This is a genomic window from Collinsella sp. AM38-1BH (assembly GCF_003467545.1).
Classification (GTDB): Bacteria; Actinomycetota; Coriobacteriia; order Coriobacteriales; family Coriobacteriaceae; genus Collinsella.
This window is the reverse complement of record NZ_QSHC01000032.1, coordinates 1-1,621: the sequence shown is the minus strand read 5'-3', so window position 1 is coordinate 1,621 and position 1,621 is coordinate 1. Positions and strand designations below refer to the sequence as shown.

The 1,621-nt window shown below is 72.3% G+C and carries 1 protein-coding gene; it reads right to left on the bottom strand.

The features are described from left to right. Positions 1–225: 225 nt before the first annotated feature. Positions 226–1,488, bottom strand: a complete 1,263-nt coding sequence (locus DW870_RS09200; protein ID WP_117877566.1) for an IS30 family transposase — start codon at positions 1,486–1,488, stop codon at positions 226–228. Positions 1,489–1,621 lie beyond the last annotated feature (133 nt).

Genomic DNA, 1,621 nt, shown 5'->3' with positions numbered 1-1,621 from the left:
GGTTGATTTTCAATCTCAACGCAACAGCCTGAACGGGCCCCGCGTTTCCGCAGCTAGCGCAACGCGGGAATAGCTCCCGGCACCTGGCCGTCGCATCGTTTCCGCAGGTGGAGAGGCTATGAAGGCCGGTGCCCCCATGCCGCCGCCGCATGCTCCGCCAGCCCGCCGCGCAGCCGTTCCGGACTCAGCGCAACGGGCCCTCCGGCCCATGTCCCGGCCCGCCGCCTATCCCGCCAGCGGCCCCTCGCCCCTCGCGGCCCTGGCCCTGTCGATGCAGCCGGGCGTGAGGTCGAGCTCGCCGGGCGCCAGCTCCTCTATCCCGAACGCGTCCATGAGGGCGGAGGCGTCCTCCCCGAGGGCCATCCGCAGCACGCGCGCCGGCGTCAGGAACCCGAGCGCCCCCCTCGGCTCGGAGTTCACCTGCGACATGAGCAGCGCGCAGTCCGCCGCCGTCAGCCGGTCGAACCTGACGCCGGCGCCCTTGGGCAGCAGCTTCCTGATCTCCACGTGGTTCTTCTCGCACGCGCCCTTCTGCTGGCTCTGCCGGGGGTCGCAGTAGAAGAGCCTGGTCTCGCCGTCCCGCTCGCCGATCAGCGCCGCGATGGCGCCCTCGTCGGCGAACTCGCTCCCGTTGTCGGTGAGCACGGCGCCGAAGGCGCGCCTCGCGCCGTCCTCGCCGAGGACCCCGCGCAGGGAGGAGAGCGCCGCCAGGACCGAGGCGCACGTGCCGTCCGGCAGCGGCAGGGCCAGCTGGAAGCGGCTCGGGCGGTGCAGGAGCGTGAGGAGCCTGGCGGAGTCGCCCCTGGAGCCCTCGACGGTGTCCATCTCCCAGGCCGCGGCGCAGGCGTCCTCTCCGAGCGCGAGGAACGACGCGTGCGACCTGCGCGACGAGTGGGACGTCGCCCTCCCCGGGGCCCGGCGCGACCTCGGCCTGTAGCCGACCTTGCGCCTGAGCTCCATGTTCGTCATGCCGTCGTAGCCGGCGTCCACCCACCTGTAGACGGTGGAGGCGCTGAGCCCGGGGGTCGTCGCCGCTATCTGCTGCGGGGAGAGCCCGCGCGCGAGCCCGTCCCTGATGGCCGCGAGCTTGGCGGCGGCGCCCTCCTCGGTCTCGTCGATCCCGGACCTGCTCGCCGAGAGCTCGGCGTCGGCCGCCTCCTGCGCCCTCCTGGCGCTGTAGAACACCCTGGGCCTCCTCGAGCAGCCGTAGCCCCTCCTGTGCGAGCAGCCGTTGCAGCACCTCGGCCACGCGGAGAGCCTGGGGCAGGCCCCCGAGAGGTCCGCGGGCGCGGGCTCGCCGTAGCGCGAGCGCGGCGCGGTGACGTAGCGGTGCGCCGCAACCTCCCTGGTCACGGTCGAGGGCGACCTGCCGAGCTCCGCGGCGATATCGCGGGCGCTGCGGTTGCGGTCGAGCATCCTCTCGACCGTGTTCCTCTCGTGCCTCGTGAGCCTCCCGTACGACCTCCCGGACGGCTTGGGTCTGGACATTTCGGCCTCCCTCCATCGCGGGCCGGGGGATTCCGGCCCCTCTGGGGTTGCCTACCCGGATTCGCGACTCAGGACTCAGCGCAACGCGTTGCGCTGAGTCCTGAGGCTGTTGCAATGAAGATGAGAATCAAGG

Coding starts and splice junctions, on each gene's coding strand:
- DW870_RS09200 (WP_117877566.1), bottom strand. CDS start 1,488: ATGTCCAGACCCAAGCCGTCCGGGAGGTCGTACGGGAGGCTCACGAGG.